General features: G+C 59.3%; 24 protein-coding genes and 1 tRNA gene. 15 read left to right on the top strand and 10 right to left on the bottom strand.

Annotated features, from left to right (window positions below; translation table 11 throughout):
• Positions 1–75: 75 nt before the first annotated feature.
• On the bottom strand, positions 76–1,224 hold the full coding sequence (locus V6N02_RS14510; protein WP_371226451.1) for an alpha-hydroxy acid oxidase: 1,149 nt from the start codon (positions 1,222–1,224) through the stop codon (positions 76–78).
• Between the two features lie 159 nt (positions 1,225–1,383).
• Here V6N02_RS14510 and V6N02_RS14505 point away from each other — a divergent pair, with 159 nt between their 5' ends.
• The 6 genes from V6N02_RS14505 (at position 1,384) to V6N02_RS14480 (ending at position 10,242) form a co-directional block, all read left to right on the top strand.
• Positions 1,384–1,845, top strand: a complete 462-nt coding sequence (locus V6N02_RS14505) for a hypothetical protein (protein ID WP_371226449.1) — start codon at positions 1,384–1,386, stop codon at positions 1,843–1,845.
• A 75-nt stretch (positions 1,846–1,920) separates the two neighbouring features.
• Positions 1,921–4,263: an ATP-dependent helicase gene (locus V6N02_RS14500; RefSeq protein ID WP_371226447.1), complete on the top strand. Its 2,343-nt coding sequence runs from the start codon at positions 1,921–1,923 to the stop codon at positions 4,261–4,263.
• Positions 4,264–4,289: 26 nt separating this feature from the next.
• On the top strand, positions 4,290–5,354 hold the full coding sequence (locus V6N02_RS14495) for a DMP19 family protein (RefSeq protein WP_371226445.1): 1,065 nt from the start codon (positions 4,290–4,292) through the stop codon (positions 5,352–5,354).
• A 161-nt stretch (positions 5,355–5,515) separates the two neighbouring features.
• The gene (locus tag V6N02_RS14490) at positions 5,516–8,959 is read left to right on the top strand and encodes a pyruvate carboxylase (RefSeq protein WP_371226443.1); all 3,444 of its coding nucleotides are present in this window, start codon (positions 5,516–5,518) and stop codon (positions 8,957–8,959) included.
• Between the two features lie 7 nt (positions 8,960–8,966).
• Complete coding sequence (locus V6N02_RS14485) at positions 8,967–9,356, top strand: MAPEG family protein (protein ID WP_371226441.1); 390 nt, start codon at positions 8,967–8,969, stop codon at positions 9,354–9,356.
• Positions 9,357–9,441: 85 nt separating this feature from the next.
• A complete protein-coding gene (locus V6N02_RS14480; RefSeq protein ID WP_371226439.1) occupies positions 9,442–10,242 on the top strand; it encodes a phosphodiesterase in 801 nt (266 codons plus the stop codon).
• Here the strand turns inward: V6N02_RS14480 and V6N02_RS14475 are convergent.
• Positions 10,211–10,726: a CIS tube protein gene (locus tag V6N02_RS14475; protein ID WP_371226437.1), complete on the bottom strand. Its 516-nt coding sequence runs from the start codon at positions 10,724–10,726 to the stop codon at positions 10,211–10,213. The two genes, V6N02_RS14480 and V6N02_RS14475, sit on opposite strands and share 32 nt — an antisense overlap.
• A gap of 152 nt (positions 10,727–10,878) precedes the next feature.
• Here V6N02_RS14475 and V6N02_RS14470 point away from each other — a divergent pair.
• Positions 10,879–10,953: transfer RNA gene (locus tag V6N02_RS14470), tRNA-Gly, on the top strand.
• Between the two features lie 33 nt (positions 10,954–10,986).
• On the opposite strand, the gene V6N02_RS14465 is transcribed toward V6N02_RS14470, so the two are convergent.
• Complete coding sequence (locus V6N02_RS14465) at positions 10,987–12,927, bottom strand: hypothetical protein (RefSeq protein ID WP_371226435.1); 1,941 nt, start codon at positions 12,925–12,927, stop codon at positions 10,987–10,989.
• Positions 12,928–13,088: 161 nt separating this feature from the next.
• Here V6N02_RS14465 and hisB point away from each other — a divergent pair, with 161 nt between their 5' ends.
• The gene (gene hisB, locus V6N02_RS14460) at positions 13,089–13,676 is read left to right on the top strand and encodes an imidazoleglycerol-phosphate dehydratase HisB (protein WP_371226433.1); all 588 of its coding nucleotides are present in this window, start codon (positions 13,089–13,091) and stop codon (positions 13,674–13,676) included.
• Positions 13,677–13,681: 5 nt separating this feature from the next.
• Complete coding sequence (gene hisH, locus V6N02_RS14455) at positions 13,682–14,320, top strand: imidazole glycerol phosphate synthase subunit HisH (RefSeq protein ID WP_371226431.1); 639 nt, start codon at positions 13,682–13,684, stop codon at positions 14,318–14,320.
• A gap of 1 nt (position 14,321) precedes the next feature.
• On the opposite strand, the gene V6N02_RS14450 is transcribed toward hisH, so the two are convergent.
• Both V6N02_RS14450 and V6N02_RS14445 read right to left on the bottom strand, forming a co-directional pair.
• Positions 14,322–14,702, bottom strand: a complete 381-nt coding sequence (locus V6N02_RS14450; protein WP_371226429.1) for a DUF2147 domain-containing protein — start codon at positions 14,700–14,702, stop codon at positions 14,322–14,324.
• Between the two features lie 145 nt (positions 14,703–14,847).
• Positions 14,848–15,237 carry a DUF2147 domain-containing protein gene (locus V6N02_RS14445; RefSeq protein WP_371226427.1) on the bottom strand — a complete coding sequence of 130 codons (390 nt, stop codon included), beginning with the start codon at positions 15,235–15,237 and terminating at the stop codon, positions 14,848–14,850.
• Positions 15,238–15,375: 138 nt separating this feature from the next.
• Here V6N02_RS14445 and hisA point away from each other — a divergent pair, with 138 nt between their 5' ends.
• Together hisA and V6N02_RS14435 are read left to right on the top strand one after the other, a co-directional pair.
• Positions 15,376–16,101 carry a 1-(5-phosphoribosyl)-5-[(5-phosphoribosylamino)methylideneamino]imidazole-4-carboxamide isomerase gene (hisA, locus tag V6N02_RS14440; protein WP_371226425.1) on the top strand — a complete coding sequence of 242 codons (726 nt, stop codon included), beginning with the start codon at positions 15,376–15,378 and terminating at the stop codon, positions 16,099–16,101.
• Positions 16,102–16,261: 160 nt separating this feature from the next.
• Positions 16,262–16,606 carry a hypothetical protein gene (locus V6N02_RS14435; RefSeq protein ID WP_371226423.1) on the top strand — a complete coding sequence of 115 codons (345 nt, stop codon included), beginning with the start codon at positions 16,262–16,264 and terminating at the stop codon, positions 16,604–16,606.
• Between the two features lie 6 nt (positions 16,607–16,612).
• Here the strand turns inward: V6N02_RS14435 and V6N02_RS14430 are convergent, their stop codons facing one another.
• The gene (locus V6N02_RS14430) at positions 16,613–17,071 is read right to left on the bottom strand and encodes a DUF302 domain-containing protein (RefSeq protein ID WP_371226421.1); all 459 of its coding nucleotides are present in this window, start codon (positions 17,069–17,071) and stop codon (positions 16,613–16,615) included.
• A gap of 106 nt (positions 17,072–17,177) precedes the next feature.
• Between V6N02_RS14430 and hisF the strand changes: the two genes are divergently transcribed.
• From hisF to V6N02_RS14415, 3 genes are read left to right on the top strand one after another with little or no spacing between them, the layout of a single operon-like run.
• Positions 17,178–17,942 (top strand): imidazole glycerol phosphate synthase subunit HisF, encoded by a 765-nt coding sequence (hisF, locus tag V6N02_RS14425; protein WP_371226419.1) that lies wholly within the window; start codon positions 17,178–17,180, stop codon positions 17,940–17,942.
• Positions 17,939–18,253 (top strand): phosphoribosyl-ATP diphosphatase, encoded by a 315-nt coding sequence (locus V6N02_RS14420; RefSeq protein ID WP_371226417.1) that lies wholly within the window; start codon positions 17,939–17,941, stop codon positions 18,251–18,253. The genes hisF and V6N02_RS14420 overlap by 4 nt, the downstream gene beginning before the upstream one ends.
• 3 nt (positions 18,254–18,256) lie before the next feature.
• The gene (locus V6N02_RS14415) at positions 18,257–18,562 is read left to right on the top strand and encodes a Dabb family protein (protein WP_371226415.1); all 306 of its coding nucleotides are present in this window, start codon (positions 18,257–18,259) and stop codon (positions 18,560–18,562) included.
• Between the two features lie 419 nt (positions 18,563–18,981).
• Here V6N02_RS14415 and V6N02_RS14410 read toward each other — a convergent pair whose 3' ends face one another.
• The 4 genes from V6N02_RS14410 to V6N02_RS14395 all read right to left on the bottom strand — a co-directional run bounded on the left by V6N02_RS14410 (position 18,982) and on the right by V6N02_RS14395 (position 22,517).
• Positions 18,982–20,544 carry a trimethylamine methyltransferase family protein gene (locus V6N02_RS14410; RefSeq protein WP_371226413.1) on the bottom strand — a complete coding sequence of 521 codons (1,563 nt, stop codon included), beginning with the start codon at positions 20,542–20,544 and terminating at the stop codon, positions 18,982–18,984.
• An 88-nt stretch (positions 20,545–20,632) separates the two neighbouring features.
• The gene (locus tag V6N02_RS14405) at positions 20,633–21,526 is read right to left on the bottom strand and encodes a DMT family transporter (protein WP_371226411.1); all 894 of its coding nucleotides are present in this window, start codon (positions 21,524–21,526) and stop codon (positions 20,633–20,635) included.
• A complete protein-coding gene (locus V6N02_RS14400) occupies positions 21,523–22,236 on the bottom strand; it encodes an HAD family hydrolase (protein WP_371226409.1) in 714 nt (237 codons plus the stop codon). Before V6N02_RS14400 ends, V6N02_RS14405 begins: the two co-directional genes overlap by 4 nt.
• Positions 22,233–22,517 (bottom strand): DUF3572 domain-containing protein, encoded by a 285-nt coding sequence (locus V6N02_RS14395; RefSeq protein ID WP_371226407.1) that lies wholly within the window; start codon positions 22,515–22,517, stop codon positions 22,233–22,235. The genes V6N02_RS14400 and V6N02_RS14395 overlap by 4 nt, the downstream gene beginning before the upstream one ends.
• Before the next feature lie 86 nt (positions 22,518–22,603).
• Here V6N02_RS14395 and V6N02_RS14390 point away from each other — a divergent pair, with 86 nt between their 5' ends.
• Positions 22,604–24,040 carry a diguanylate cyclase gene (locus V6N02_RS14390; protein ID WP_371226405.1) on the top strand — a complete coding sequence of 479 codons (1,437 nt, stop codon included), beginning with the start codon at positions 22,604–22,606 and terminating at the stop codon, positions 24,038–24,040.
• The last annotated feature ends 1 nt before the right edge of the window (position 24,041 follow it).

Here is a 24,041-nt window from a genome sequence, read left to right as displayed (position 1 = left end):
TCTCCGCCGGGTTAACACGGTGACCACAAACTATTGGATCGCGCGCAGCCGCTCAACGACAAGGTAAAGACATCGTTAACGCGGAACCGAGCCGGACCAAACACATTCGCGCACCTCGGTAAGCTTGGTCAGGCCAAGTTGCCCCATATTGGCGATCAGATCAGCGCGCAGGATATCAGCCAGATGCGCGGGGCCAGCAGGGCCAAGCGCGGCCAGCGCATAGTGCCACGCGCGCGCCATCATCACGTAATCCGCGCCCAAAGCGATGGCCCGCAAGATATCAAGCCCGCTCTCGACACCGCCATCCAGGATCAAGGGGAGGCGTGTCGCTGCCCGGATCGCCGGCAACATCTCGATGCCGGTCGGGGCCGCATCAAACTGTCGACCACCATGGTTGGACACCCAGATCGCATCAACGCCCTCATCTTCAAGCCGCTGGGCATCCTCAACCCGCAAGATCCCTTTGACCACCATCGGCCCGTCCCAGGCATCGCGCACCCAGCGCAGATAGTCCCAATCCGGTGCGGTGCGCAGCAGGTATCCGGCATGAGCGTTCGAGGGCAACCCCTTGGTATCGGGCGCATAATCGTCAATCAGGCGCATCCGCGGCATCCCTTGCTGCGTCATGCCCAATGCCCAGGCCGGACGGAACGCGATCTGCGCCAGAAGGCGTGCTGTCAAACGAGGCGGCTGCGTCAACCCCGAGCGCATCTGGCGTTCGCGGCGGCTGCCCACGGGCACATCAACCGTCATCACTAGGGTCGAGAAACCAGCGGCTTTGACCCGGGTCAGCATGTCGCTGCGAATGTCAGGATCGCGGGGCGTGTAAAGCTGGAACCACGCGTCTTCGCCGATGACGGGTTGCAGGTCTTCGGGCCTCTGGCTGGCCACAGTCGAGAGCGTATAGGGAATCTGTTCCACCGCCGCCGCCCGGGCCAAATGGCGTTCGGCATCGGGCCAGATCAGCCCGGACATACCAACTGGCGCGATGCCTACAGGCAAAGCATGGGTACGGCCCAGCAAAGCCGTCTGTAAATTGGGGGTGGTTTCACCATGTAAAACCGAAGGCATCAACCGCACATCATCCAACGCCTGCCGATTGCGTATCTTGGCCAGGTCTTGCCCCGTGCCACTATCAAGGTACTCCCAAACAAAATGCGGCAAACGCCGCTTGGCACGGATACGCAGATCGCTGAGGGCGGGATATCTGACATGCAAGTCCATCCGAGGGACTGTGCGGTGGGAAGGGCGAAATTGTCCAGAGGACCGAGTAGATCCAGATGAGCGTCAGGCCGGGCCGCTAACCAAATGTTCTTCTTTTGTTTAAACCTGAACGCGCCCCATGGTAACAATTCTTAACCAAGCGTTAATGCTTGGACTTGAGTGAGCAACCCTATGGGCGAAGTGGAACTGGCCGCGCTGCTATGCGCCTTTCTGGCCGGAAGCGATGGCGAAACACGGCAATATTTCGATGTGAACGGCCTCAGCCGCCATGTACGCGTGGATTGTGAGACCGATAGCCACGTGATCGAAATCGGGCTGGACGGCAAATCCTCGGCCCGCGACAGCCTGCATCAGGCGCTGTTTTATGAACATCTGACCGGAAAAATCCCGGTAGTGATCCTGATCGACCGCGATGGGCTTGAAGGGCGGTTTGAATACGAGCTGCGCCAGACCGCAGGAATGGTTGGGGTGACCTATCTGCGCTGCGCCGAGGATTTCATTGTCAGATGGGCCGCCACCGGCCCCATGCGCCCGGCGTGGCGCGAGGCGAGAAACGACGTGCCACGAACGGACGTGTGCGACCTGTCAGCCGTTCTCCCGCACGAAATCGCCGGGTCATAAATATGCGCAACACGCAAGGAACAATCCCCGAACATTTTCTTTAACTCATCCGAAAGCCACGTTATCGTGCCGATCATGAGCAGTTATGACGAATCCGGGGCGCAAACCTCCCCTTCCCTTGCCGCCCGCGCCATGGCCGCGCGGCCTACCCCCTATCTGGACGGGTTGAACCCGGCCCAGCGAGAGGCAGTGGAAAAGATGGATGGCCCGGTGCTGATGCTGGCGGGGGCTGGCACGGGCAAGACCAAGGCGCTGACCACGCGGATCGTGCATTTGCTGAACACCGGCAAGGCGGCCCCCAACGAAATCCTCGCCGTGACCTTCACCAACAAGGCCGCGCGCGAGATGAAATCCCGTGTCGGCCGAATGCTGGGCGAACATGTGGAAGGAATGCCCTGGCTGGGAACCTTCCATTCGATCTGTGTAAAACTGCTGCGCCGCCATGCCGAGCTGGTCGGATTGAAATCAAACTTCACCATACTCGATACTGATGATCAGTTGCGCCTGTTGAAACAACTGGTTCAGGCCGCGAATATCGACGACAAGCGTTGGCCTGCCCGGGCGCTGGCCGGGGTGATTGATCACTGGAAAAACCGCGCCTGGACGCCGGAACAAGTGCCTGCCAGCGAGGCGACGGCCTATAATGACAAGGGCGTGCCGCTTTACACCCAATACCAGACCCGCCTGAAAGAGCTGAACGCGGTCGATTTCGGCGATCTGCTGTTGCATATGGTCACGATTTTTCAGGCCCATCCGGATGTGTTGGCACAGTATCAACGCTGGTTCCGCTATATCCTGGTGGACGAATATCAGGATACCAATGTCGCCCAATACCTGTGGCTGCGCCTGTTGGCGGGCGGACATAAAAACATATGCTGTGTGGGCGATGACGATCAGTCAATCTATGGCTGGCGCGGCGCCGAAGTGGGCAATATCCTGCGGTTTGAAAAAGACTTTCCCGGCGCGCATGTGGTCCGGCTCGAGCAGAATTACCGCTCGACCCCGCATATCCTTGCCGCCGCATCCGGCGTGATTGCGGGCAACAAGGGCCGTCTGGGCAAAGAGCTGTGGACCGAGGCCGAGAACGGCGAGAAGGTGCGCCTGATCGGCCATTGGGATGGCGAGGAAGAGGCGCGCTGGATCGGGGAAGAGATCGAGGCGATGCAGCGCGGCACCCGTGGCATGCGCGAAATCGGGCTGGATTCCATGGCGATCCTCGTGCGCGCCTCTCATCAGATGCGCGCCTTTGAGGATCGGTTTCTGACCATCGGCCTACCATACCGCGTCATTGGCGGCCCTCGGTTTTATGAACGCATGGAAATCCGCGACGCCATGGCCTATTTCCGGCTGGTGGTCAGTCCCTCGGATGATCTGGCCTTTGAGCGAGTGGTGAACACGCCCAAACGGGGGCTTGGCGACAAGGCGCAACAGAAAATTCAGACGATGGCGCGCGCCAATGGGGTGCCGCTGGTCGAGGGTGCCGCGATCCTGCTTGAGGAAAAGGGCCTTGGCGGCAAGGGCGCAAGCGAACTTGGCAAACTGCTTCAGGGCCTTGCCCGCTGGGGTCGGATGGCGGGCGATCCAACCATCAGCCATATCGAACTGGCCGAGATCATACTGGATGAATCCGGCTATACCGAGATGTGGCAGAACGACAAGACTCCCGAAGCACCCGGGCGATTGGAAAACCTCAAAGAACTGGTCAAGGCTTTGGAACAGTTCGAGAACCTGCAAGGGTTTCTGGAACATGTCAGCCTGATCATGGACAATGAAAGCGAAGAAGCGGGCGAGAAGGTCTCGATCATGACCCTGCACGCCGCCAAGGGTTTGGAATTCCCCGCCGTGTTCCTGCCGGGCTGGGAAGATGGTCTGTTCCCCTCGCAACGCAGCATGGATGAAAGCGGCCTGAAAGGCGTCGAGGAAGAACGCCGCCTTGCCTATGTGGGCATCACCCGCGCCGAGGAACTGTGCTCGATATCCTTTGCGGGCAATCGCCGTGTCTATGGCCAGTGGCAATCGCAAATGCCCTCGCGCTTTATTGATGAACTGCCCGAGGATCATGTCGAGGTGCTGACCCCGCCGGGCCTTTATGGTGGCGGCTATGGCGCCGTGGGCATGGACAGCAGCATCGAACAAAAGGCCGTGAATGCCGATGTCTATAACTCACCCGGCTGGAAACGCATGCAGGCCCGCGCCGGCAACCGCCCCGTCAGCCAACCCGCCGAATCCAAATCCAGCGTGATCGACATGCAAGCCACCAGTGCGCACACGATGGGTGAGCGCGTGTTCCACCAGAAATTCGGCTATGGCCTGATTGTCGGCATCGAGGGCGACAAACTGGAGATCGAGTTTGAAAAAGCCGGGCTGAAGAAAGTCGTGGCCCGATTTATCACCGGTGCAGACGACATTCCGTTCTAAAATCTATGATTTAGCCAGGCCTCGCCATGAACCTGCGATGTATTGCACTTGTTGTCCTAACGGCTTTGGCCAACCTCGCCAATGCCGAAGACTCGCCTTGCCCGGCACCACATCAGGTTTTCTATCCATTGGCAGAGGTGATCGAGCGCGAAGGCTTGGCGCTGGAGTTCGATTTCGCCCAAACCACCTATCCCGACTATGGTTCTCCGGCCCATGTCCGCCAACAACGCGATACGGTTCTGCGCGCGCTTGAAGGCAAGTCCGTCGCCGAACGCGACGCGCTTCTGCTGGGGCGATTGTCGTGGTCGACCAAGGGCACCCTTCCGCTGCTGAGTATCACGGCCTTCCCCGAGGCTGGCTTGTTTGACACCTATCTTGATGTGCTGGAGCGCAATGGACTGGAACAGCACGCGGCGGCACTGCGCATTGCCCGCACGGGTTTTCCCATATGGAACACAACGGCCGAGGAACGCTATGCGCAGTGGAGCGATGGCAAGGGCAACATCCTAGACCCCTTGCTGGATACGACCCTGCGCGCGCAATCCGATGCCTTCCTGAAGGCCCAACCACCCCTTTTGGATAAGGCGCAGGCACTTTTGGAGGGCGACCCCTCTTATCCCGTTTATGCCGCGAAGCTGGAGAATGTAGAGGCGTATGATCGCCATATCTATCTTATGCAGCAGATCGGCACCTGCGTGCCACGCTATGCCACCCCGGAACAGGCAGATACCGCTTTAGCCGCCCTGCCCCCGATTCTGGCCGATCTTCATGTGATTGATCTTTTCCTGCTCGAGTCAGGGAATGGCGGGATGCATCAGTACATTTTCAACTCGGCCGGAATGCTGGCCCCACAGTTTGCCGATGTTCTGGCACGGTGGGACCTACCCGAGCAGGAAGCCGCCGTGAGGGATGCGATGGCGTATTTTCCCGCCCCCTACCCGCGTGACACACAGCGACGGCGAGGTATCATGCAAGGCTTTGATCGGGCGACCGATAGCGCCCTTAATGACGGGACGTGGATTTCCGATGATCCTGCGATTTGGGACGCGGTCGAGGAGCGCGCGCAAGCCGCTGGTTACTGGCCCCAATAACGCGCGCAGCCATGCACGAGCGGGTAGGATTTTTCGCAAAGCGGTAAGTGTTTCTTACCGGCCATTGCGAAAACCTTTCACAAATCTTACAAACGCCGCAAATGCGCTGCACTGCGGCATGACGTAACGTCCCTGCCTCATCAATCACGGAGACAGAACCGATGGCTGAATTCAAGAAAATCCTGATTGCCAACCGTGGCGAGATCGCCATTCGCATCATGCGGGCCGCCAATGAACTTGGTAAACGCACCGTGGCTGTCTTTGCCGAAGAGGACAAACTGGGGCTGCATCGCTTCAAGGCGGACGAGGCCTATCGCATCGGGGAAGGCATGGGGCCTGTCGCCGCATACCTCTCGATTGACGAAATCATCCGCGTGGCCAAGCAGTGTGGTGCCGATGCGATTCACCCCGGCTATGGCCTGTTGTCCGAGAACCCAGATTTCGTGGATGCCTGCGCGGCCAATGGCATCACTTTCATCGGGCCCAAGGCCGAAACCATGCGCGCACTGGGCGACAAGGCCAGCGCACGGCGCGTCGCGATCGAGGCCGGTGTGCCGGTCATCCCGGCGTCGGATGTGTTGGGCGATGATATGGGCTTGGTCCGCAAACAAGCGGATGAGGTGGGCTATCCGATGATGCTCAAGGCGTCATGGGGTGGTGGCGGACGTGGGATGCGCCCCATTGAGAAGCCCGAAGAGCTGGAAGAAAAAGTATTGGAAGGCCGGCGCGAGGCCGAGGCCGCATTTGGCAATGGCGAGGGGTATCTGGAAAAGATGATCCTGCGCGCCCGCCACGTCGAGGTGCAGATCCTCGGCGACAAGCACGGCAACATGTATCACCTGTTCGAGCGGGATTGCTCGGTCCAGCGCCGCAACCAGAAAGTGGTCGAACGCGCCCCTGCCCCCTACCTGACCGACGCACAGCGCGAAGAAATTTGTCAGCTCGGCTACAAGATCTGCAAACACGTTAACTACGAATGCGCGGGCACCGTCGAATTCCTGATGGATATGGACACGCAGCAGTTCTACTTCATCGAGGTGAACCCCCGTGTACAGGTGGAACATACCGTCACCGAAGAAGTGACCGGCATCGACATCGTGCAGGCCCAGATCAAGATCGCCGAGGGCAAGACCCTGCACGAAGCCACCCGTAAGCCCAGCCAGGATGACGTCACCCTGAACGGCCACGCCTTGCAGACCCGGATCACCACCGAGGACCCGCAGAACAATTTCATCCCCGATTACGGCCGCATCACCGCGTTCCGCGAGGCGACGGGGATGGGCATCCGCCTTGATGGCGGTACGGCCTATTCGGGTGGCGTGATCACCCGGTTCTACGACAGCCTGCTGGTCAAGATTACAGCCCATGCGCAAACCCCGGAAGGGGCCATTGCACGGATGGACCGCGCCCTGCGCGAGTTCCGGATTCGCGGCGTCAGCACCAACATCGCCTTCGTCGAAAATCTGCTGAAACACCCCACATTCCTCAGCAATGAATACACAACCAAGTTCATCGACACGACGCCCGACCTGTTCCAGTTCAACAAGCGACGCGACCGCGGCACCAAGGTTCTCACATATATCGCCGACATCACGGTGAACGGGCACCCCGAGACGACGGACAAGCCCAAACCGCCCGCTGATCTCAAGCTGCCACGCGCCCTGCGCACGCCGCTGGAAACGCCGCCCCCGGGCAGCAAAACCCTGCTTGATGCAAAAGGCGCCAAGGCCGTTGCCGACTGGATGCTGGAGCAAAAACAACTTTTGCTGACAGACACCACCATGCGCGATGCGCACCAATCGCTTCTGGCCACTCGGATGCGCTCGTTTGACATGATCCGTGTTGCACCGGCTTATGCCCACAAGCTGCCACAGCTTTTCTCGATGGAATGCTGGGGCGGGGCCACATTCGACGTCGCCTATCGCTTCCTGCAGGAATGCCCATGGCAGCGCCTGCGCGACCTGCGTGAACGGATGCCGAACCTGCTGACGCAGATGCTGCTGCGTGCTTCCAACGGTGTGGGCTACACCAATTACCCCGACAACGTGGTTCAGGAGTTCGTCCGGCAAGCCGCCGAGACCGGAGTCGATGTATTCCGTGTCTTTGACTCGCTGAACTGGGTGGAAAACATGCGCGTTGCCATGGATGCGGTGATCGACTCGGGCAAAATCTGCGAAGGCACCGTCTGTTACACTGGTGATATCCTTGATCCTGACCGCGCCAAATACGACCTGAAATACTATGTCGGCATGGCCAAAGAGCTTGAGGCCGCAGGGGCCCATGTGTTGGGCCTGAAAGATATGGCGGGTTTGCTGAAACCTGCTTCGGCCCGCGTGCTGATCAAGGCGCTGAAGGACGAACTGACCATCCCGGTCCATTTCCACACGCACGACACTGCGGGCGCGGCTTCGGCCACTATTCTTGCTGCTGCCGACGCCGGGGTAGACGCCGCCGACGCCGCGATGGACGCGCTGTCGGGTAATACCTCGCAGGCCACGCTCGGCACGGTTGTCTCGGCCCTGAAGAACACCGACCGCGACACCGGCATCGACATGGGCACGATCCGCGAAATCTCGGATTACTGGGAAGAAGTGCGCAGCCATTACCGTGCCTTTGAAACCGGGATGCAGGCCCCCTCCTCCGAGGTTTACCTGCATGAAATGCCCGGTGGACAGTTCACCAACCTCAAGGCACAGGCCGCCTCGCTGGGTCTGGAAGAGAAATGGCCCGAAGTGGCGCGCACCTATGCCGATGTGAACCAGATGTTCGGTGATATCGTGAAAGTGACACCGTCCTCCAAGGTGGTGGGTGACATGGCGCTGATGATGGTCTCTCAGGGCCTCACCCGCGACGATGTGGAAGACCCGGATACCGATGTGGCCTTCCCTGACAGTGTGATCGACATGATGCGCGGCAATCTGGGCCAACCTCCCGGTGGCTTCCCAGAAACGATCCTGGCCAAGGTGTTGAAAGGCGAAAGCCCCAACACCGAACGCCCCGGCAAGCATCTTGAGCCGGTCGATCTTGAGGCCACGCGCAAGGACCTCAGCGAGCAGCTGGAGGGCAAGTCGGTCGATGACGAGGACCTGAACGGTTATCTGATGTACCCGAAGGTGTTTCTTGACTACATGGGCCGCCATCGCGCCTATGGCCCGGTGCGCACCCTACCGACGCGGACGTTCTTCTACGGCATGGAGCCAGGTGAAGAGATCAGCGTCGAGATTGACCCCGGCAAGACCATGGAAATCCTGCTGCAGGCCGTGGGCGAAACACAGGATGACGGCGAAGTGCGGGTGTTCTTCGAATTGAACGGTCAGCCCCGTGTGATCCGTGTGCCCAACCGTCTGGTAAAATCGCAAACCACCCAACGCCCCAAGGCTGAGCAAGGCAATGCCAACCATATCGGCGCCCCGATGCCGGGTGTGGTTGCCTCGGTCGCGGTCAGCGTGGGACAGGAGGTCAAACAGGATGACTTGCTGCTGACCATCGAAGCGATGAAGATGGAGACCGGCATTTATGCCGAGCGCGACGCCACCGTGAAGGCCGTGCATGTGAGTGCAGGCGGTCAGATTGATGCCAAGGACCTTCTGATCGAACTGGAGTGAGACCTCGATGACGCTCATCGCAACTCCGCTTTACGCTGGCTTGCTCACCCTGCTTTTGATCATCCTCAGCATTCGGGTGATCCTGGCGAGACGCCGTTCCCGCACGCTTTTGGGGGATGGGGGCGACAAACACCTGTCAGAGCGTATCCGTGCTCAGGCCAACTGTACCGAATACGCCCCGCTTGGCCTTCTGCTGTTGGCCTTGTGCGAGATACAGGGTGCGCCGCTCTGGTCAGTGCATTTTCTGGGTGCACTTCTGTTGCTTGGTCGCACCCTGCACGCCGTGGGGCTGACGGCCGACGGAAAACGCCTGTGGTTACGCCAGGCTGGCATGCTGGCGACATTTGCGATGCTGTTGCTCGCTGCTCTGGGCCTGGTAGGACATGGCGTTTTCTGATCGCGCTTATGTCGTTTTGGGGAAATCACGGGCGTGAGGAATCCGCGATACACTGCTTAACAAACCTTCCTAAGCGGACAAGCCGATGCAAAAGCTCCTTGTTTTCACCGATATTCATTTTGTCAAAGAGGGCCGTGATATTATCGGCCTCGACCCGGTTGCGCGGTTTTCCCAAGGGCTGGCCCACGCCCTGGCCACGCATCCGGATGCGTCCCATGTCATCATCACCGGTGACCTGGCACATTATGGCAGTTCAAAGGAATACGCGCGGTTGCGCGCCGCCCTCGCCGATTGCCCGATCCCGGTGGCTATGACCATCGGCAATCACGACATCCGCGCCAAGTTCCGCGCCGCCTTTCCCGAGGCGCCGGTGGACGAAAACGGGTTTGTCCAAACGGTAATCGACGCCCATGGGTACCGCCTGATCCTGCTGGATACGGCAGATGAGGAGGCCGAGATTCAACATAGTGGTCTGCTGTGTGAAGCGCGTCTGAGCTGGCTGGAAGACCGACTGACCGAGGCATCAGACACCCCCACAATCCTGTTCATGCATCACCCGCCGATCCTCACCGGGTTTGACGGCATGGACCATATCGGTTTGCGCAACCGCGCCGAGTTGATCCAATGGTTGCGCGCCCATCAGCAAGTCAAACAGATCGTCGCGGGCCATGTGCACCGCACCATTTCGGGCTCGGCAGGTGGCATCCCGACTGCCATCTTCAAAAGCCCATGCCACCAGATGCCGATGAGCCTTGGTGATGACGATCATCATGTCTCCATCGACGAACCAGGGGCCTATGGTATGGTCTTGCTGCAGGACGACCAGATTATCGTCCATACCGAGGATTTCACGCTTAACCCTCTGCCTCCGGCCTCGGCGATTTAGGCGGCGCGGTCGCAACCTCGCGCGTCATATCGGCCGACTTTTTACCCGACCGCCAGTCACGGGTACCAGTTGCTTGATGTTCAATGAACGTCGCGTTCAACCTGCATCTGAGCGGGGCACCTGAGGGGTCAAAAAGAAGATAATCCAGGTTGAGCCCCGCCAACCTGCAGCGCAATTCATTGCCGTCCCATCTAAGTTTCAGAAAGTTGGGAGAATGAAGACTTCCGTTGTAGTCATAGGTCAGCTTTTTGAAGTTTTCGATCGCCTCCGGCACCGAGCTGATGCCTTTACCCTCCTCAACACCGGTTGCATCCAGGATGATCTCCACAACCAGCGTGGCTGGAGATGCCGGTTGAAACACCTGTGTTTCATTGATTTCCGGCTTTGTCTGATACAAGGCCTCAGCGGTAACCCGAACCACGGTTATGCCGATCTGAGACACCTGCTCCGCATCTGAAAACGCCATGATCTCAAGATCAACCATCCATCACCAGTCCTCTTTTTTACAGAAAGCCCTTGTCCGCAGCCCTTTTAGGCCCCTCATTTTGGGGCAAAGCTACACATTTTTGGGCTGCATCCCAATTTAGGGCTTGCAGGCTTGGCCCAGACTTTATATCTCCCACCTCACTCAAGGATGCGGGTGTAGCTCAGGGGTAGAGCGTTACCTTGCCAAGGTAAATGTCGTGAGTTCGAATCTCATCACCCGCTCCAAATTCTCTACCCAACCACCAAGAAGTATCATCGTCATTGCGCAACGCTCATTGCTGCGTGCGGCTCAACCGGCTTGCCATCGGCCAAGGCCTGTTCAACCTCGGGGGCCTCTGCCGGACGTGTAACGTCATCCAGCACCAACTGGTTCAGCGCGCACCAGGTGGCGTAATTGGCCCAACCCGCGTGTCCCCGGATCGCGCTGTCCAGCACGCGGGTGTTCCAGAATGGTGTGGTCCACGGGCTAACCGACAAGTGTCGGGATTTACCAGCGGGATAGATCGCCTGACGCCATTGCACGGCCGCCTTGTTGAAGGCTCCGCCAACGTTACGCGTGGACACGCGCGTGCCATCCTCGCCCACCGGCACATAGCCGTAATCCCAACTTATGCTGCGCGCCACGGGCTGCCCAAGATCGTTGGTGCGCGCGCGCAGCAGCCACCCGTCGGCGGGCGCGCACCATGCCGCCTCGGCGGTCATCGTGCTGGCATATCTTGAGGCAAAGCGCCTGCCATCATCCGTGCGTGCGCCTTCAAGCACCGCCATTTCATGCGAATTGCCCACGGCCCGACCGTTTAGACTGCGTTTACCCGCATAATCCGGCAATTGGTGACCAAGCGCGATTTGCCCATCGCGCCGTTCGATGCCGATCACCTCTTGTGAAAGCTCGAACACCCAACCGGTCGCAGTGTCGTACTCGACCTCACGGTTTGCGTTCTTGAGGGTACCCCATCCCGTCGTTGCCGTCAGCGAGATATAGATCGGGCGTTGTGTGGCAGGATAGAGCGTGTGCCAGCGTTGCAGCCTATCACGATCTGCTTGATCACACTCCACCGGAACGTTCGGATCAGACCCGATGCAACTGATCCGGTTATCATCCGGATCATACCCGGCTTTCTGACGTTCTCGCATCTGGATGGGTGACCAGTTTTCAGCCCGCGAGGCCGGATTGATCAAAACAACGAGGTCACCGGCCAAAGGTGTCATCTCGCGCCCCGCGCGATGACGGGCGACCTTCGCGATAGCGTCGTCGCGCAGCATGGTGGCCAGAATGTTGCCGCCCATCGAATGGCCTACCACCATCAGCTTGTCCGCCTTGGGGTTGCCTGCGTTCAGGCGCAACTCATCCTCGACATCGTTCAGCAAATCCTTGAGCGGCGAAGAAGATCGCGCAGGCGGCTCGCCACCACAACTTGGCCGCCATTTACCCAGGCATTCAGAGCGATCAAACCGGTTCCAGAAACTCAGGATCGGGCCGATTGCCCCGATTCCGTTTCCAGCGCCGGTATCGGCATCCGTCTCGGTTTCGCCTTCGTCAAAGGCCCGCCCATGCCAGGCGGCGAAAATCCCGGTCAGCTCGGCATTGCAATAGCTTCCGTTCTCGATACAGCGCGAATTCAGCGCCGCGCGAGTATAGCCCAGAACACGGCGAAACTTGCGCACATCCCCATCGCGCAGCGCTGCATCGTGGCGCCACCCGTGAACAAAAACGACGACCACGTTCTGCGCCCCGGCCTTGTCCAGCCTGTCCAGGTGTTGCGTGACAACCTTGGTCTGACGCGCGCCAAGGTTGTTTTCCTTTTCCTCCACCTCGACAAAGGCCAGATGATAACTGTCCGAGTGCAGCAGCTCTCCGGGACGCCCCGCATTGGCCGCAAGCCGGGTCCAGTCATTGTCAGAACGAACGGTGACCCCATCAGATGCCGTACTGACCAGCATGACCTGCGGCGCATCGACATCAGGCAGCAAGTGCTTTTGCCGGGGGCACTTGCGCAGCGTTTTCAGCTCTTCCCTGGTAAGCGCTTGCCCAGGGGCACGGCTCGACAGCTCAAAGTTGGATGCCGCGAGAACGTGGTCGTTAGCACAGATCGCCTCGCTCATCTGCGTTGTGCGATAGGGTGGATTGGGCGCTGCACAACTGCCAATGAAGGCGCAAACACCAAGGGCCAGGCCCAGCCGTGAGAGTAACGTTCGCATCGGAATAAGACCGTTGAATAAGAAATTTGAATATCTAAACAACGTATTGGCGAATTGATCCTATGTCACAGGTTTTTTGATTCATGGCACCCCGGCGCGACTGAGGCTTGGAACTGTCTCCGCGCGCGCCTATAACGCCCACAATCTTCGAGGATCACACCATGCGCACAGCCAAGATCACCCGCAAAACCGCCGAGACGGATATCTCGGTCGAGATCAATCTCGATGGCTCCGGGGCTTATGACAATGCGACCGGCGTCGGTTTTTTCGATCATATGCTGGATCAGCTGGCGCGCCATTCCCTGATCGATATGACTATCCGCTGCAGCGGGGACACCCATATCGATGATCACCACACGGTCGAGGATGTAGGGATCGCACTGGGTCAGGCCCTGACCCAAGCCCTTGGGGACAAAAAGGGAATCCGGCGGTATGGCGCCTGCCTGCTGCCGATGGATGACGCGCTTGTGCGCGCCGCGCTGGATTTGTCCGGGCGACCGTTTCTGGTGTGGCATATCGAACTGCCCACCCCCAAGATCGGCACGTTTGATACCGAACTGGTGCGCGAGTTCTTTCAGGCACTCGGCACCCATGGCGGCATCACCCTGCATGTCGATCAGTTACACGGCATCAACAGCCATCACATTGCCGAGGCGGCATTCAAGGCCGTGGCCCGGTCCCTGCGCGATGCGGTCGAAACGGACCTGCGCAAGGCCGATGCTATCCCCTCGACCAAAGGCGCGTTGTAGAGCGCATGACCACTGCAATCGTTGATTACGAATCGGGCAACCTGCATTCGGCCGAAAAGGCGTTTCAGCGCATGGCATCCGAGACCGGCGCAGGGAACGTCGTTGTCACCTCGGACCCGGACGTCATCCGGGCCTCTGACCGGATCGTGTTGCCCGGTGACGGGGCATTTCCGGCCTGTCGCCAGGCACTGTTCGATCATCGCGGCGTGTTCGAGGCCATCGAAGAGGCGGTGATCACAGGTGGCAAGCCCTTCATGGGCATTTGCATCGGTATGCAGATGATGGCCACCGAAGGGCTGGAATACCAAACCACGCCCGGGTTTGACTGGATTGGAGGCTCGGTCGGGCCGATCACACCCAGTGATCCAACGCTAAAGGTGCCGCATATGGGCTGGAACGATCTGGTGATTGATCAGGACCATCCCATATTTCAAGGCATCAGCACCGGGGATCACGCCTATTTCGTGCATTCCTATCAGTTCCGCGTGGACGATGCCGCCCACTTGTTGGCGCATGCGGATTATGCAGGAGCGATCACCGCCGTGGTGGGGCGCGACAACGTGATCGGCACCCAATTTCATCCCGAGAAAAGCCAGGCAACCGGTCTGCGCATGATCGCCAATTTCCTGAATTGGGCGCCCTAGGCTAGTTCACACGCGACCATTTCTGACTTTCGCAGATCGGTCCAAGACAGCCTTTGACGGTCAAGTTGTTTCCGCTTAGCAACATCTGCGCGTCGTACTCCTTGTTATAGGCTGGCACCAAGGCCCGCCCGGCATAGCTGCCCCCGCCCTGCGCGATCATATCCCAGAAGATTCTCCGGCCGACATTCTTATGAGCAATCTGCTGACCGCCCGGGCTGAACACCTTGACGATGGTTCCGCACAGGGCCTGAGCACAGTTTTGAACTTGCACATAGGCGGTCTGACCTTTGCGATCCGCCTGCGTATGCCACATTCCAACAATGGGGTCAGCCGCGGCCGTGCTGGCAAATCCGGCAAACAGAAAGACAAGGACAAGGCGCATGATGTTTCCTCCAAGCGAGGGCGCTTGAGGGCCGACCACTCTCAAAGCGCCAATCACATCTTCCTCGCACCATATAAAACAGGCCGCACACCCAGCAACCTGAGCGTGCGGCCTGTCAGCAATTTTTGGCCGAAACGGCCCTTGATCACTTAGCGCGGGTCCAGTTTTGACTGCGGCAAATGCCCAGCACACAGCCTGACACTTTCAGTGAATTGCCACTGAGCGCCATCTTGGAATTATAGGTCTTGTCACGATCCGGGGCCCAGATCTTACCGCCGGAATACTTACCACCGCCATCGGCGTTCATATCCCAGATCATCTTGCGCCCGATATTGGGTGAATCGATCTTGTTCCCAGCGGAATCAAATCCCTGCCCCAAGACACCACAAATCTGGCTGCCGCATTTGCTGATCGTCACCAGACCGTAATTTCCATCATCCCCCGGTTGGGTCTTCCATGTACCCAAAATCGGATCGGCGAACGCAGCGCCGGTGCTGATCATCAAGGCCGCTGCGGCGATTGCGAAACTCTTCATATCTTTACTCCTCCCTGAGTGGTGGGCGGAGTGTGGTCTATTGCGGCCTCTGCAATCAAGTCTGACGTCGGGTCGCGTTGCATTCGCCTGCCCTCCATGTCAAATGAGTTTCAATGTATTTCGGGGGGCGCGCGGCCAATGATCCTTTATCCTGCAATCGATCTCAAAGACGGACAGGCTGTGCGGCTTGTCAAAGGTGAAATGGACCAGGCGACGGTGTTCAACGACGATCCAGCAGCGCAGGCGATGGCCTTTGTCGAAGCGGGGTGCGAGTGGTTGCATCTTGTTGATCTGAATGGCGCTTTTGCGGGTGAGCCCGTGAACGCCGCGCCGGTCGAGGCGATCCTGGAACGCACAAGAGTACCTGCGCAACTGGGCGGTGGCATTCGTGACATGGCCACGATTGAGCGGTGGATTTCCAAGGGTCTGGCCCGCGTGATCCTGGGCACCGTGGCGGTGGAGAACCCCGCATTGGTGCGCGAGGCCGCCAAGGCCTTCCCCGGCCAGGTTGCCGTCGGGATTGATGCGCGCAACGGGTTTGTCGCCACCAAAGGCTGGGCCGAAGAAACCGATGTTGAGGCCACTGATCTGGCCCTATCCTTTGAGGACGCGGGCGTGGCGGCGATCATCTATACCGACATCAACCGCGACGGCGCGATGCAAGGTCCGAATGTCGAGGCGACGGCGGCCCTTGCCAACGCTGTGTCGATTCCTGTGATCGCCTCTGGCGGGGTCAGCTCGTTGGACGATCTGCGCGCCCTCAAGACCTGCGGCGCCCCGCTTGATGGTGCCATTTCGGGCCGCGCGCTTTATGATGGGGCGATCGATCTGGGCAAGGCATTGGCCCTGTTTAACGCGGGTTGATACGATCCTGTTCCGGGTCGCCGTACTGTTGGCTGCCCTCGGCCTTTTCCGTTTTGGGCGAACCCCGCGCGCATTTGCATTCGTGAATGCGTGATTGACTTGCTGGACGCCCTGAACATAATGAAATCACTGAATTTCTTTACTTGATACGTGATTTCAAATGCTTGGCGATTTCCTTTTATCCTTCTTTCTCGGCATGCCCGCCATCGTCGCGGTGATCAAGGGGCGCGAGATGAAAAGCCCGGTGGCGCGCGTGATACTTGTTCAGGGCGGGCTGGTGGCCGTCGTGTTGATCTCGTTGGTCATCTTGCCGATGTTGGCCTGCGACGGGACGCTTTTAGCAACCTATTCCAACTGCCTTGGCGGCGAGGCCGTAACTTCCCTCGCCGCCCGGGGACAACCTCTCATGATTGTCGCAGGCAAGATTTACGTTCTTCTCGGAATTCCGCTGGCCCTTTTCGCTTTCGCGATAGAGGGGCTGGGCCTTAAATCGAAAGGCGCGTGATACCGGTTAGCCTCCGGCAGCTTTTGCGGTCAGTTTGCCCAGGGCACCGCTCATCTTCTTGATGTACGCGGCATCCTCGGACACGCTGCCCAAGTCATCCAACATTTCTTTCGGATCCTCGTAGGCCAGCCAGACCTGCCCTGCCCCATCAGTGTAGACTAACACTTTCAGCGGCAAAAACAGCCCGGCCAGCGGATCGTCCTGCATGGCGGGTGTCCCCAGCTTGGGGTTGCCGAAAATCAGCACCTGCGACGGGTCCAGTTCCATATCGACTTTCGCGGCCCCACCAGCATGATCGACCCGGGCGAACACCGTGGCCCCGGCCCCTTCCACAGCGGCAACAAGCGCGTCCATGGTGGTGGCAACGTCTCCCTGCGCCTGGACTTTTATGATGTCGTCATTCATGGCCTGAGCTCCTCCGGCGGCGGTGATGGCAATGGCTGCGGCGGCAATGGTCTGTTTCATCGCAAAAAATCTCCGTGATGCGGCAATTAATGTTGGCTCCATCCTCTGGCATCCGGACGCGATTGGACATAAACAATCCCGTGACAATCATGACAGCGGCGAAACCATGCTGAAAACTCGGATCATCCCCTGCCTTGACGTGGCCGATGGCCGCGTGGTGAAGGGCGTGAATTTTGTCGATCTGGTAGACGCGGGCGATCCGGTGGATGCCGCGCGCGCCTATGATGCAGCTGGCGCGGATGAGCTGTGTTTTCTCGATATTCACGCCACGCATGAAAATCGCGGCACGATGTTTGACGTGGTCCGGCGCACGGCCGAGCAATGCTATATTCCCCTGACTGTGGGCGGCGGCGTGCGATCGGCGGCGGATGTACGCGCCCTGCTGCTTGCAGGGGCCGACAAGGTCAGTTTCAATTCCGCTGCCGTGGCCAACCCGGATGTGGTGGCCGACGCCTCGGATCAGTTTGGCAGCCAGTGCATCGTCGTGGCCATTGATGCCAAAACCGTCAGCCCCGGCAAATGGGAGATCTTTACCCATGGCGGGCGCAAGCCCACCGGCATTGATGCGGTCGAGTTCGCGCAATTGGTCGAAACCAAGGGTGCCGGTGAAATCCTGTTGACCAGCATGGATCGCGACGGCACCAAGCAAGGCTTCAACCTGCCTCTTACCCGCGCGATCAGCGACGCGGTGCGCATTCCCGTGATTGCCTCGGGCGGGGTTGGCACGCTGGATCATTTGGTTGAAGGCGTCACCAAAGGCGGAGCCAGCGCCGTTCTGGCCGCCTCGATCTTTCACTTTGGCGAATACACCATTGCCGAGGCCAAAGCCCATATGTCCAAGGCCGGAATTCCGGTGAGGATAGCCGCATGACCCTGCAAGATCTGGCAGACATCATCTCGGACCGTGCCAAGGCTGACCCCAGCGACAGCTGGACCGCCAAATTGCTGGCGCAAGGCCCCGAAAAAGTGGCCGAGAAATTCGGCGAAGAAGCGGTTGAAGCCATCATCGAGGCGGTCAAGGGCGACCGTGACGCATTGATCTCGGAGGCGGCAGATGTGCTGTTTCACCTGCTGGTGATGCTGGAATCACGGCAGGTGTCGCTGAGCGCGGTCATGGATGAACTCGCCCGCCGCCAGGGCACCAGCGGATTGGCCGAAAAGGCCGCACGGAATAAAGGGTAACTCATGATTCGTCACATCGTGTTTTTCAGCGCCAAGAAGCGCGAAGATGTTGAGCGTATTCAGGAAGGGCTGAAGATGCTGGGCGGGATCCCGCATTCTCAGCATTTCGAGGTGGGGCGCAACCTGCAGGCCGATCAGATCGCGGGTGCCCAGATCGACGTGGTCGTCTATGCCGAATTCGCCGATGACGCCGCACTTGCTGCCTATAAGGCCGATCCGGTTTATCAACAATGCATTGACCTGGTCCGGCCCATGCGGGAATTGCGGATCGCAGCGGATTTTGAGGCGACTGGGCGTGCAGATGTCTAATTAAGTCGCGCTTTGCGGGGCCGAGCGGACATCTGAAAGCCGCGCGATGGCCAGACCGCGGGTTGGCGATCAAGCGCCCGTTTTGGTGCACTTTATTGCAGCCAAATCCGCAAGAGTTCACCGCATCGCGCCAAGCCCGGCCAAATCGCCAGCCCTTACGGGAGGCCCCCTGCGTCGATTGCCGGGCAATCGACTTTCGGTCAACGGACGATCGCGCGGCGGCCTGCGGCCTTGATTCCGCGCGGGGATGACCGCCCAGGGCTCAAAGCAGTCATGAGATCTGTGTCGTCGGATATCTGTTTTGCGACCGACAGCCCCCAATCCCTTGCGGATAGCAGACACATGCCTGCCCGAGCAAATCATCAGGCCCACTGGCCAGCAGTCTTTGGCGAAGCGGTGAGGACAACTGCCGTGCAACCTCAGAAATCTGTCGGCGCGCCACCCTCGGATTTACGGCGCTCGACGAATGCGGCCAGTTCCTCGCGAATGGCCTCGTCCATCGGCGGAGCTTCAAAATTGGCGATGATGTCCTGAGACACCTGATGCGCGCGCTGCGAAGTCCAGACCCCGCCAGCAACTTCCCATGCCTCGAAATTCCGCCAATCGCTTAGGAAGGGTTGATAGAAGGCCGTCTCATAGCGATCCTGGGTGTGCTGAATGCCAAAGAAATGCCCCTGATCACCAACTTCCCGCACGGCCTCTACCGCGATCTCATCGGGGCCTGTCGCTGTCAGAGATGGATCCATGTAGCGTTGAATATGCTGTAGAATCTCGCAATCCATGACGAATTTTTCAGGGGATGCGATCAATCCGCCCTCCAGCCATCCGGCGGCGTGATAGACCATATGCGCCCCTGCCTGCACGGCCGACCAGAGGCTGTTTGAAGTCTCCCATATCGCCTGCCCATCCGGCACATTGGCGGCACACACCCCGCTGGCGCGCATGGGAAGTTTGTAAAACCGTGCCAATTGCCCCGTCATCTGGGTGGCACGCATGTATTCCGGGGTCCCGAACGCGGGCGCGCCCGATTTCATATCCACGTTGGAGGTAAAAGTGCCGATGGCACAGGCCGCACCCGGGCGGATCAACTGTGCCAGAACAACCGCCACCAGTCCCTCGGCCAGCGATTGCGCCACGGCGCCTGACATGGTCACTGGGGCCATCGCCCCGGCCAAGGTGAAGGGGGTGACCACAAGGCCCTGATTGCGCCGCGCCAACCGCATCCAGCCATCCAGCATCGGATAGTCGTGTTTCAGCGGCGAGGTGGAGTTGATATTGGAGTACATCTTGGGGCCGGATTCGAACTCTTCATGGGTATGACCGCCCGCAATGCGTACCATCTCCATGACATCCTCGACCCGCTCTTTGCCCAGACAATAGGCATGCGCCACTTTGTCGGTCAAAGTCAGCTTGTCATAAAGCACGTCGAGGTGGCGGATGCTGGCATGTACGTCCTGAGGTTCTACCGGATAGCCGCCCACAAAATGGATGCAGTTGAAATACTGACTGAGTTTCAGCAGGTTGGCACACATTTCGCGGGTGCCGGTCACCTTCTTGCCAATCCGCATATCCCAATAGCTGGGCGGGGAAGATACGTTGCCGAAATTCAGATGCTTGCCGCCAATGGTGATCGTGCGGTCAGGATTGCGCGGCGTGATGGTCCAGCTTTCAGGGGCCTTGGCGACCATCTCCATCACGAAATCACGGCCCATACGCAGGTTTTCACCATTGATGGTGCAGCCACCGGAATCGCGGAAAATCTCCAGTGCCTCGGGGTTCAGGATTTCGATCCCGATTTCCTCAAGAATACGCATGGCCCCGTCATGAATGGCCAGCACACCCTCTTCGGTCAGCGGCTCTGTGGGGCGGTCAATGTTGACCGGCGGGTTCCATGGCATCTGCTCAATCACAGCGGTGCCCCGGCGTTCGGCATTGCCTGCCCGGCCTCCGCCTCTGCGTCTGCGCTTGGTCTCTTCGGCCATACCCTGTGCCTCCCCTGATCCGGTGTGTCCTCACGAAACACCGGGGCACAGGCAAAGGTATGCCGATTTGCGACTTAGCTTGTCGTTTTCATGATCCCGGCTTGGGTTTCACCGCACGACGCCCGGTAACGATCAAGTAGATAAACAGACTCAACACCACGATGGTGCCCCCCAGCATCATGCGCGGTGTTGGCGTTTCGGCCAGAACCAGCCAGACCCAAAGCGGCCCCAACACCGTCTCCAACAACATCAGCAGGCTTACATTGGCCGCATGGGTGTAGCGCGACGCAATCGAGAGGGAGGCAAATGACACGGGCAACACGACCATTGCCGTGAGTGCCATCGGCCATATATGTCCCTGCCCCATCTGACCTATGCCAGTGATCGACGTGCTGACGATCCCGGCGACCAGGGCACCCAGACCGATGGCCAGCAGGATCGGCAGGCGGGGACGCGCCCGAACAACAACGAAGTTAAGCGCCAGCACCAGCGCCACGCCCAACCCGAACAGCGCACCATAAAGCGAGGTGGCATCAAACGCTACGCCCGTCTCGGCCTTGCCTGAAACAGCAATTCCAATGCCGATCAGCACGGCGATGATGGCCGCCCATGTGATAGCGCGGGTCGGCTCGCCCAGGATAAGCCAGGCCAAAAGCGCGGCAAAAACCGGCACCGCGGCCACGCCAAACAGCACGATGGCCACGGGGGCAATGGCAATCCCAAGGCAGAACAGGGTCGAGTTGAAAACCTGACAGATAACGATGGTGATACCGAACCGCTCGGTCAGTGCCTCGACATCGGCCCGGTGATGACGGCTGGTGACGGCCCAGGCCAAGATCAGTACAATCCCCATGATCAGCCCACGCCAGCCTGCCATCTGAAACCCGTCCATCTGCGACAGCCGCATCAGCAACGCGTCAGGCGTCAATATGAGGGTGCCAAATGTGGCCAGCCCCAACCCAAACAGCGGATGTCGTGTCATCCCTCCAGCCAAGCGGGGATATGCCCGATATCGGGCAGGACAATATCAGCCAACGGGGCAAGGTCGTCCGTTTCAGCGACGCCGGTCAGCACCCCAATCGTCTGCATCCCTGCCGCACGGCCCGCAATCAGGTCATGGGCGCTGTCACCCACCATCACGACAGCTGCGGGGTCCAGTTGCATGCTGCGGGCAAACGCCAGCAACGGGCCGGGATCGGGCTTGGCCCCGTGCCCGGAATCAAACCCCGCCACAAAGTCGAATTTCTCCGTGACCCCCGCCACGTCGAGATGCGCCCGCGCGCCGAACTCGGTATCATTGGTCATCACGCCCAGTGCCATGCCGCGCCCGGCCAGATCATCCAGAAACGGCGCCAGAGGGACGGCCGCCACCAGAGGTGCCTGCGATGAAGAAACCATCAAATGATGTTCAAGCTCGTCGAAATCACGCTCTGGCAGGGCGACGGCAACACATTCCGTCGCCTCGCGATTGGTGCCGGCAATCACCGGGCTGGTAGGCAGAAACCGTTGCGTGGCCAGATCGTAATGCATCGACCTGGCCAGCGCGTCGATCACCGCGGGATCGCCACCAGACAGCTCCCTGATCAGACCACCTGCCCACACATTCCAAGTCGCATGAAAGTCAAAAAGGGTGCCGTCCTTGTCGAACAGAAATCCTTCGGGGTTAACTCTTTTAGGCGCAAAACCGCTCATGTCCAGTTTACCTCGGCACCGCCCGGCAGGGTCACCCGGGCCATATAGGGTGTCTCGTTGGGCAGCGCGGCTGCCTCGCAGAACTCTTGCACCCATGCATCATCCATCAGGATGAAGTCCAAAACAGACCCTAAAAACTCTGGATCATCAATACGTTGGCGAAAGTCACCCTCAGATGCGCCAGTAGCACCCAGGAAAACAGGCAGCAGGTCTTCATGACCCGCCAACCACGTTAACGCCTTCAATCCGACGACCTCCGCGGCCTGCTGCGACATGCTCATGTGTCCTAATTCCCGGAAAGGATTTCTTAACTTCTCCCATGGATAGTCAAGCCAACGAGAAGGGCAAGCCAGAAAGGTCCCTCCATATGCCAGGCCGTGTGCTGATCATTGACGATCTTGCGACCAACAGGATTATCCTGAAGGTCAAATTGTCGGCCGCCTATTACGATGTGGCGCAGGCAGCTTCGGTGGATGACGCCTGTGCGCGCTTGCCCGATCTACGCCCCGATATGATCCTTCTTAGTGCACGCCAGGGGGAAGAGGGCGAAACAGGCTCTTGCGCGGATCAAAGCTCTGCCAACGCCAGAACCAGCGCGCTGAGCGATAGTATTCACCGCCTCCAACTCTCCACTGATGATGCCGTGGCCACCCCGGTTGTCGTTCTCCTCAACTCTGATACTGCCGAAGATCGTGTCCGTGCCCTCAAGGCCGGGGCGGAGGATGTGCTTTGCCGGCCTCTGGATGAACAGATATTGCTGGCCCGGTTACGTAATCTCATGCGTCAGCGCCTTTCGGATCAGGAATTGCGCCATCACTCCCTGACGGCGCAGGCGCTTGGCTTTGCAGAAGACCAGGGTTGTTTTGACCTACTCGGTAACATCGGTCTTATCGCCCAGCAAAAACAAACTGCGCGCGTTCTGCAATCCCGGTTGGCCTCGCATGTGCATCACAGCCTGCGGATGGTGAGCGCCGAGGAAATCATGTGCGCCGTCGTCCCCGACCCTGCGATGGGGGCCACACCCGTACCGGATCTGTTTCTATTGCAATTGGCCGAGGGTCAGGGACAAGACGGGCTGCGTCTGCTGGCCGAGCTGCGCGCCGACCCGGTCACGCGCAATTGCCCGGTGGTTGCCGTCATGCCCGAGTGGGATACGACGCTGGCCTCGAACCTGCTGGATCTGGGGGCTGGCGATGTGATCGTGATCGACACCGAGACAGAGGAAATGGCGCTCCGTATCGACAAGCAGCTGGAACAGAAACGCAACAGCGACCGGTTGCGCGACAGGTTGAAAGATGGGCTTCAGGCTGCCGTGATTGATCCGCTGACCGGGCTCTATAACCGCCGTTACGCGCTGTCCTATCTCCGTTGCCTGATGGAAACTCAAGGCAGCGAAGCGGGTAGTTTTGCGGTTATGGTGGCCGATCTCGATTACTTCAAACAGGTCAATGACCGGTTCGGTCATGCTGCGGGCGATGCGGTACTCACCCACGTGGCAAAGCTTTTGCAGGGCCATATGCGCAAGGATGACCTGGTAGCGCGAATTGGTGGCGAAGAGTTTCTGATCATTGTGCCCGGCACAACCCAGGATCAGGCCCGTGAGATAGCGACCCAACTCTGTCACCTGGTGCGTGACACACCCATTGCCCTGCCCGGTCAACGCGCCCCGGCCAGGGTGACAATCAGCATCGGGTTGGCGTTGGCCGATGCAAGCGAAACCAGAACCGATGATCTTCTGGATCTTGCGGACCGCGCGCTCTATCGCTCCAAGGCCGAAGGGCGTAACACGGTTTGCGCGGCGTAAC

The sequence above is a fragment of the Roseovarius conchicola genome, from assembly GCF_041403425.1.
Classification (GTDB): Bacteria; Pseudomonadota; Alphaproteobacteria; order Rhodobacterales; family Rhodobacteraceae; genus Roseovarius; species Roseovarius conchicola.
The sequence above is the reverse complement of the archived record's forward strand: the minus strand, read 5'-3'. Positions and strand labels throughout refer to the sequence as shown.

Excerpts from the sequence above, each read along its gene's own strand:
- V6N02_RS14415 (WP_371226415.1), top strand. The coding sequence starts at position 18,257 with ATGATTCGTCACATCGTGTTTTTCAGCGCCAAGAAGCGCGAAGATGTT.
- hisA (WP_371226425.1), top strand. The coding sequence starts at position 15,376 with ATGATCCTTTATCCTGCAATCGATCTCAAAGACGGACAGGCTGTGCGG.
- V6N02_RS14450 (WP_371226429.1), bottom strand. The coding sequence starts at position 14,702 with ATGCGCCTTGTCCTTGTCTTTCTGTTTGCCGGATTTGCCAGCACGGCC.
- V6N02_RS14430 (WP_371226421.1), bottom strand. The coding sequence starts at position 17,071 with ATGAAACAGACCATTGCCGCCGCAGCCATTGCCATCACCGCCGCCGGA.
- V6N02_RS14480 (WP_371226439.1), top strand. The coding sequence starts at position 9,442 with ATGCAAAAGCTCCTTGTTTTCACCGATATTCATTTTGTCAAAGAGGGC.
- V6N02_RS14400 (WP_371226409.1), bottom strand. The coding sequence starts at position 22,236 with ATGAGCGGTTTTGCGCCTAAAAGAGTTAACCCCGAAGGATTTCTGTTC.
- V6N02_RS14465 (WP_371226435.1), bottom strand. The coding sequence starts at position 12,927 with ATGCGAACGTTACTCTCACGGCTGGGCCTGGCCCTTGGTGTTTGCGCC.
- hisF (WP_371226419.1), top strand. The coding sequence starts at position 17,178 with ATGCTGAAAACTCGGATCATCCCCTGCCTTGACGTGGCCGATGGCCGC.
- V6N02_RS14435 (WP_371226423.1), top strand. The coding sequence starts at position 16,262 with ATGCTTGGCGATTTCCTTTTATCCTTCTTTCTCGGCATGCCCGCCATC.
- hisH (WP_371226431.1), top strand. The coding sequence starts at position 13,682 with ATGACCACTGCAATCGTTGATTACGAATCGGGCAACCTGCATTCGGCC.
- V6N02_RS14495 (WP_371226445.1), top strand. The coding sequence starts at position 4,290 with ATGAACCTGCGATGTATTGCACTTGTTGTCCTAACGGCTTTGGCCAAC.
- V6N02_RS14445 (WP_371226427.1), bottom strand. The coding sequence starts at position 15,237 with ATGAAGAGTTTCGCAATCGCCGCAGCGGCCTTGATGATCAGCACCGGC.
- V6N02_RS14485 (WP_371226441.1), top strand. The coding sequence starts at position 8,967 with ATGACGCTCATCGCAACTCCGCTTTACGCTGGCTTGCTCACCCTGCTT.
- V6N02_RS14500 (WP_371226447.1), top strand. The coding sequence starts at position 1,921 with ATGAGCAGTTATGACGAATCCGGGGCGCAAACCTCCCCTTCCCTTGCC.
- V6N02_RS14420 (WP_371226417.1), top strand. The coding sequence starts at position 17,939 with ATGACCCTGCAAGATCTGGCAGACATCATCTCGGACCGTGCCAAGGCT.
- V6N02_RS14510 (WP_371226451.1), bottom strand. The coding sequence starts at position 1,224 with ATGGACTTGCATGTCAGATATCCCGCCCTCAGCGATCTGCGTATCCGT.
- V6N02_RS14405 (WP_371226411.1), bottom strand. The coding sequence starts at position 21,526 with ATGACACGACATCCGCTGTTTGGGTTGGGGCTGGCCACATTTGGCACC.
- V6N02_RS14395 (WP_371226407.1), bottom strand. The coding sequence starts at position 22,517 with ATGAGCATGTCGCAGCAGGCCGCGGAGGTCGTCGGATTGAAGGCGTTA.
- V6N02_RS14390 (WP_371226405.1), top strand. The coding sequence starts at position 22,604 with ATGCCAGGCCGTGTGCTGATCATTGACGATCTTGCGACCAACAGGATT.
- V6N02_RS14410 (WP_371226413.1), bottom strand. The coding sequence starts at position 20,544 with ATGGCCGAAGAGACCAAGCGCAGACGCAGAGGCGGAGGCCGGGCAGGC.
- hisB (WP_371226433.1), top strand. The coding sequence starts at position 13,089 with ATGCGCACAGCCAAGATCACCCGCAAAACCGCCGAGACGGATATCTCG.
- V6N02_RS14475 (WP_371226437.1), bottom strand. The coding sequence starts at position 10,726 with ATGGTTGATCTTGAGATCATGGCGTTTTCAGATGCGGAGCAGGTGTCT.
- V6N02_RS14490 (WP_371226443.1), top strand. The coding sequence starts at position 5,516 with ATGGCTGAATTCAAGAAAATCCTGATTGCCAACCGTGGCGAGATCGCC.